Source organism: Suttonella ornithocola, assembly GCF_001889065.1.
GTDB lineage: Bacteria > Pseudomonadota > Gammaproteobacteria > Cardiobacteriales > Cardiobacteriaceae > Suttonella_A > Suttonella_A ornithocola.
Genome location: NZ_LWHB01000149.1, coordinates 1 through 6,397, shown reverse-complemented (window position 1 = coordinate 6,397; position 6,397 = coordinate 1). Strand labels below are relative to the sequence as shown.

Sequence of the window (6,397 nt, the reverse complement as noted above, 5' to 3'; positions counted from 1 at the left end):
CTCAGTAAAGCCTTTAGGATGGGGATTTTTAATCCAGCTATAGACGGTGAATTTGCTGATCTTGTAGCGCTTTGCAACAGCGCGCCAAGTTTCTCCATTAGCAATATCGTTAAGAATTTTCTGTCGGAATTGGCGGCAGTAGGTCATAGGATATGCTCAGTTTGTTTTTGATAATTCTACTACAAGTTGTTCTTTAATATCTGCTTTGGATAGATTGGATTATAAGTGATTTGACTATAAAGGTGGGATATCTATTTTACAGTTAATGAATACCATCAAAAAATTTGCGGAAGTTGCACATGAATCTGTAAGAGGTTCTGATGATAATGATATTGTGCAATAATATTTTTCTTAAATGAAGATAATTAGATACTATCTAAGATATAAATAATTCTATTCTTTAGTAGTATCAAAAAAGAAAGAATTACTATGTAAATAGAATAGTAATTCTTTCTTTAATTTATAAACGATATTTTTCCGGGTTAAAAATGATTGTTTTGTCCGCGTTGGCGGAGGTAATGGTCGCATAGAACTAATGCTGCCATGGCTTCAACAATCGGGCAAGCACGTAATCCAACACAAGGGTCGTGTCGTCCTTTGGTAACGACATCAGTGTCTTGATTGGCGGTATCGGTCGTGCGTCCAGGAATGAGAATGGAGCTGGTTGGTTTAAAGGCTGTACGAACGATGATTTGTTGTCCGCTAGAGATACCGCCTAAGATACCGCCTGCATGATTACTGATAAATCCTTCTGTGGCGGTGCGTTCATCTCGAAATTCACTCCCACGACGGGAAACACAGTCAAAGCCATCACCAATCGCCACGCCTTTAACAGCATTAATGCTCATCATTGCATGCGCTAAGTCTGCATCAAGACGGTCAAAAACGGGTTCGCCTAATCCAGTAGGCAGATTATCAATGACAAGAGTGATTTCCGCACCAATGCTATCGCCCGATTTGCGAATGTCGTAAAGATAACGGTCTAATACCGGCACTTGATGTTCGTTTGGGCAATTGAAGGGATTTTGAGAAACGCTTTCCCAGTTGTCAAAGTTGAGTTTGTGTTCGCCAATTTGGGAAACGTAAGCACGAATCTGGACGTTAGCAAGTTGTTGTAAAACAGCTTTAGCAATTGCGCCACCAGCAACGCGACTAGCTGTTTCACGAGCAGAAGAGCGTCCGCCACCGCGATAGTCACGAATGCCATATTTTTGCCAATAGGTATAGTCAGCATGACCGGGACGGAATTTGTCTTTAATTGCACTGTAGTCTTTGCTGCGTTGGTCTTCGTTATAAATAACAAAGCCAATGGGGGTGCCGGTGCTTTGTCCTTCAAAAGTTCCTGAAAGTAGTTGAACAGTATCGGATTCTGAACGTGGCGTAACATGGCGACTAGTGCCGGGTTTGCGTCTATCTAGGTCTTTTTGGATATTTTCAATATCAATTGCAATGCCTGCTGGACACCCATCAATGATGCCACCAATGGCGACGCCATGACTTTCGCCAAAGGTGGTTAGGGTAAAGAGTTTACCAATTGTATTACCACTCATAGGAATTAACGGATGACTTCACTAATGCGATGTGTAATATCAGAAACTTTGCCTTTACCATCAATTTGACGCAGTTTGTTTTGTTTTTGATAGTAGTCAATCAGTGGCTTAGTTTGTAATTCGAAAACAGATAGACGATTACGGATGGTTTCTTCGTTATCATCTGCACGTCCACGAGCGAGCATTCTTTGGACGATTTCTTCGTTATCCACATCAAGATAAACGACGTGGTCAATTTGGGTGCCGTTTTCGGCTAAAAGTTTATCAAGTGCTTCGGCTTGGGCGATTGTGCGAGGAAAGCCATCAAATAAAGTACCTTGTTGGTTAAGACGTTTAGCAATCATTCCAATAACGATATCATCAGAAACAAGCTCGCCAGTATCCATAATTTTTTTTGCTGCTAAACCCAGTTTGCTTTCTGCTGCAATTTCAGCACGCAACATATCACCTGTGGACAGATGTTGGAGTTGGTACTTTTCAATCAGTTGAGTGGCTTGTGTGCCTTTGCCAGAACCGGGAGCGCCAAGAAAAATAATATTCATAGAAATGCCTCTAAGGTGGAATATGAGAAAAGAAGAGATTATAACGAAATCTTTTAAGAATGCTATTCGGTAAGCAGGTTATATAACGCATCTAAGGAGTTTTTGACTTGTTGCTTCTCAACTTCAGGGTCGATTTCACGACTACCATCTTGCCAGTTGATGCCTTTTTCAGGTAGGTCATCAAAAAATCGACTAGGTTCACTGGATTGCCATTGCCCACCTTTACGGCGCTGTTTGGTATAGCTAAGGGTCAGATTTTCTTTCGCACGCGTCATTCCAACGTAAAGTAAGCGTCTTTCTTCTTCTAAGCCTTCTTGTGTTTCGCTGCTATTGGCATGGGGCAATAGTCCTTCTTCAACGCCGATGATATAGACGTGGGGAAATTCTAATCCTTTGGCAGCATGTAGTGTCATGAGCTGGATGGCATCCACATCTTTTTCTTGTTTGTCTAGGATATCTAGCAGCATAAGATGTTGCATAAGGGCATCAAGTCGGTTGAGCCGTTCATCTTCTTGAAGTTTACCAATCCAAGCTTTGAGTTGGGCAATGCGTTCTTTGCGTTTTTCAACTTTGCGAGGCTCTTTGTGTAAGTCGTAGAGATGATCGTCGTAGCTAATATCCTCAATAACGCGATTGAGGATTTCTAGCGGCGGAAGGTTTTCAGCTTCTTGTTGAAGGAGTTGAAGCCAATTGGTAAATTGCTGAAGTGCCTGATAGGCACGTCCATTTAGGATTTGCGCTAAACCCACTTCACGCGCGGCAAGTGCTAATGGACGGTGTCGGGAGGCTGCGTATTCTCCCAGTTTGCTTAATGTGGTTGCACCAATTTCTCGTTTGGGTACGTTGCAAACGCGAAGAAAGGCAGCGTCATCTTCAGGATTATTGATAAGGCGTAGGTAAGAAAGTAGGTCGCGAATTTCAGCATGTTCGTAAAAACCAGTACCACCACTGATTTTATAGGGTAAATTGAGTTCTCTTAGGGCTTGTTCTAAAACGCGAGATTGGAAGTTGCTACGATAGAGTACGGCAAAGTCTTTGGCTTTACCATGATGACGTACGCGAGCCGCGTAAATATCGCGCGCAATGCTCTCGGCTTCGCTTTCTTCGTTTTTGGCGGAAATAACGGTAATGCCTTCGCCTCTGTCTAAGGTGGACCAAAGGCGTTTTTCGACAATATGTGGGTTGTGTCGGATAAGTTCGTTGGCAGCATCAAGAATTTTTTTATGGCAACGGTAGTTTTGTTCGAGCTTGACAGTTTTGAGTTGAGGATAGTCGTTTTGTAGATTGACAAGATTTTGCGGTTGTGCACCACGCCAAGCATAAATGGATTGGTCATCATCGCCAACGGCGGTAAAAGCACCACTGGCGCCAGTAAGCAGTTGCATGAGTTGGTATTGGCAATCGTTGGTGTCTTGATATTCGTCAATGAGTAGGTAGCGGACACGATTTTGCCAATATTCTCGAACGTCTGATTGGGTTTTCAGCAGTTGAACGGGAATGAGCAATAGATCATCAAAATCGACAGCATTGTAAGCGCGTAAGCGTTCGCTATAGATGCTGTAAGCACGTGCAGCGAGTAAGCTTGTTTCATCGTGTGCTAATTGTTGTGCTTGAGCAGGGTCAAGATTGGCATTTTTATAAGCGGAGATACGGCTTTGAACCGCACGAAGTTGAACTTCATCTTCGCTTTTGGTGAGTTCTCGGAGAAGGGTAATGCCATCTCTCGCATCAAAGATACTAAATCCTTTACGTAGCCCGACGCGGGAATGTTCTTTGTGTAAGATGTCTAAGCCTAGACGGTGAAAAGTGCTAATGGTGAGTCCGCGTGCTTGTCTGCCTAAGAGTGCGCGACTTCTTTCAACCATTTCACGAGCCGCCTTATTGGTAAAGGTAACCGCAAATACGTTGTTAGCACGATAGTCCGCGTGTTGGATTAGGTACGCAATTTTTCTTGTGATAACTCCCGTTTTTCCAGAGCCAGCACCGGCGATGACTAATAAAGGACCACCAAGATAGCTAACAGCAAGTTGTTGTTGAGGGTTAAGAGGAGGGGGTTGCACGTTTTCCATAGGTCAAACAGTAGCTGAATGGGCAGGGTATTGTAGCTTGTTTAAAAGTAATATCATTTATCTGAATGCTTAGTTTTGTTTTTAGAGTTTTTTTAGGTAAGGACGAGAATTGCGGGCATGATTGTATTTTTCTTGTTTTTTAGGGGGAAGCTGTGAAACTTCTATGGCAGAAAATCCACGTTCTTCAAACCACTGAGCAGTTTGGGTTGTTAGGATAAAGAGGGTTTCTAATCCTTGTTGTTTGGCAATTTGTTCTAATTCGTTTAAGAGATAATCTGCGCGTTGGTGTTTGCGATATTGTGGGTCTACCGCTAAGCAAGCGAGTTCAGCGGTTTTTTGTTCTGGATAAGGGTATAGCGCGGCACAAGCAATAATGCTACTGTCTCGACTTAGCACAAAATAGTGTTGAATGTCTTTTTCTAGGACTTCTCTTGGGCGGGGCACTAAAATGCCTTTTTCTTCTAGTGGGCGAATAAGCGCTAACAAGCTATTGATGTCATCTTCTGTCGCAGGGCGAAGATTGTCATAGCGGTCGCTAGTAACCATGATGCCAATACCATCACGGGTAAAGAGTTCTTGAAGTAAAGCGCCTTCATCGCTTCTTTCAACTAAATGAACACGTCGAATGCCGCTGTCACAAGCATCAGCAGCTGCATGTAATCGTTGGCGTAACCAAGTGTTATGTAAGTTGAGCTGTCTGGCTTGTTCTGGGGTGAGTTGACGAGAATTACCTTCCTGTTTGTATTGGTTAATTGCATCGCTAATATAGATAAGTTTATCGGCTTTTAGGGCGGCAGCGGCTTCGGCAGCGACTTCTTCGCTATTAAGGTTATAACTTTCGCCAGTTGGTGCATACCCTATTGGCGAAAGTAAGATGATTTCCCCCAGTTTTAAGTGGGCATTGATAGCATCTGTGTTGATTTTTCGTACGTTTCCCGTATAGCTATAATCTTGTCCGTCAATAATGCCAAGTGAGCGAGCAATGAGAAAATTTCCGCTAGCAACGCGTACATCTGCGTCTTGCATGGGTGAGTTCATCATTCCCATTGAAAGCGCAGCTTCTATCCGTAAGCGTAAACTGCCCACAGCATTTAGGATATCCGGCATCATTTGCTGGGTGGTAATACGTTTATCTTTGTAAAATTTGGAGGTGATACCACTTGTGGATAAGTTTGCATCTATTTGAGCGCGTGTGCCATGAACAAGAATGAGGTTTACGCCTAGACTTTGTAAGAGGGCGCAATCGTGTAGCATGGCATCAAGATTGGGGTCGGAAAAGTCTGCATCAAAATGGATGACAAAGGTTTTGCCACGATGTGCATGAATATAAGGCGCAGCTTGACGGAAGAAATCTAAAAAAGCTTGGGTGTTCATGGTGGTGTCATTTTTCTTTTTGATAGTCAATGGTCAATATTATAAGTCGATAGAAATTTCTAAGGGAAGATGGTCTGAATAATGAATAGAGAGGACTTGTGCATCAGCGGATAAATTTCCCTTTAGTAAGGCATGATCAAGTGTTTTTTGAGGCTTCCAGCTAGGAAAGGTAGGGCTGTTATTGCCTAAACGTTTATAGCCATGGTCAGTGAGAATTTGGAGAGGTTTGTCTTCAGGTGTGGTGTTTAAATCACCGCAAATGAGGACGTTATGATAGGTTTTAAGTTTCTGGCGAATATAGCGTAGTTGTAAGTATTGATCGTATTTTCCTAGACTAAGATGCGCATTGGTGATAATTAGGGGATGTTCAGCAGATATATCAATCGCACCTGCTAATACGCCTCGTCCTGGAATGCGGGAAGGTAACGAAGCATTTAAGATTTCTTTTATTGGATAGCGACTTAAGATTAAATTGCCATGAAGAGAGAGTTTGGATAAGCGGCGATTGATTTGAAAGAGGTCATAGCGAAAAGGGGTCATAGAAAGTAATTGGTCACGTTGACTTTGAAATCCGTTTCGAAACCCGCCTAAATCAATTTCTTGTAGACAAATAACATCATAGTTTTCGAGGAACTGTGCAATTTCTTTAAGTGTTTTTTTCTTAGCCGGTGTTGGAAAGAGTTGCCGTGGCCATTGGTAGCTGTAGCTAATATAGCCGCTACTGTTAATGGCTGCTTGAATGTTGTAACTGAGAATTTTCATAGCAAAGTGTCAGAATAGATTGGGGGTAGTGTATAAAGAAACGGTCGAAAACAAAACCGCTTTGTTTTAGAAACTGTTTTTTGATAGTGCTTATTTATAA

6 protein-coding genes are annotated in these 6,397 nt (G+C 42.5%); all 6 read right to left on the bottom strand.

The window, feature by feature from the left end; all coding sequences use genetic code 11:
• Positions 1-147: helix-turn-helix domain-containing protein (locus tag A5N85_RS17770; protein ID WP_143143243.1), on the bottom strand; the 147-nt coding region annotated here is incomplete at its 3' end.
• Positions 148-482: 335 nt separating this feature from the next.
• Positions 483-1,550 (bottom strand): chorismate synthase, encoded by a 1,068-nt coding sequence (gene aroC, locus A5N85_RS10865; RefSeq protein ID WP_072577243.1) that lies wholly within the window; start codon positions 1,548-1,550, stop codon positions 483-485.
• Positions 1,551-1,555: 5 nt separating this feature from the next.
• Complete coding sequence (locus A5N85_RS10860; protein ID WP_072577242.1) at positions 1,556-2,092, bottom strand: adenylate kinase; 537 nt, start codon at positions 2,090-2,092, stop codon at positions 1,556-1,558.
• A 62-nt stretch (positions 2,093-2,154) separates the two neighbouring features.
• Positions 2,155-4,161 (bottom strand): UvrD-helicase domain-containing protein, encoded by a 2,007-nt coding sequence (locus A5N85_RS10855; RefSeq protein ID WP_072577241.1) that lies wholly within the window; start codon positions 4,159-4,161, stop codon positions 2,155-2,157.
• 81 nt (positions 4,162-4,242) lie between these two features.
• A complete protein-coding gene (argA, locus tag A5N85_RS10850) occupies positions 4,243-5,535 on the bottom strand; it encodes an amino-acid N-acetyltransferase (RefSeq protein ID WP_072577240.1) in 1,293 nt (430 codons plus the stop codon).
• A 39-nt stretch (positions 5,536-5,574) separates the two neighbouring features.
• On the bottom strand, positions 5,575-6,297 hold the full coding sequence (locus A5N85_RS10845) for an endonuclease/exonuclease/phosphatase family protein (protein WP_072577239.1): 723 nt from the start codon (positions 6,295-6,297) through the stop codon (positions 5,575-5,577).
• Between the last annotated feature and the right edge of the window lie 100 nt (positions 6,298-6,397).

Excerpts from the sequence above, each read along its gene's own strand:
- aroC (WP_072577243.1), bottom strand. The coding sequence starts at position 1,550 with ATGAGTGGTAATACAATTGGTAAACTCTTTACCCTAACCACCTTTGGC.
- A5N85_RS10860 (WP_072577242.1), bottom strand. The coding sequence starts at position 2,092 with ATGAATATTATTTTTCTTGGCGCTCCCGGTTCTGGCAAAGGCACACAA.
- A5N85_RS10855 (WP_072577241.1), bottom strand. The coding sequence starts at position 4,161 with ATGGAAAACGTGCAACCCCCTCCTCTTAACCCTCAACAACAACTTGCT.
- argA (WP_072577240.1), bottom strand. The coding sequence starts at position 5,535 with ATGAACACCCAAGCTTTTTTAGATTTCTTCCGTCAAGCTGCGCCTTAT.
- A5N85_RS10845 (WP_072577239.1), bottom strand. The coding sequence starts at position 6,297 with ATGAAAATTCTCAGTTACAACATTCAAGCAGCCATTAACAGTAGCGGC.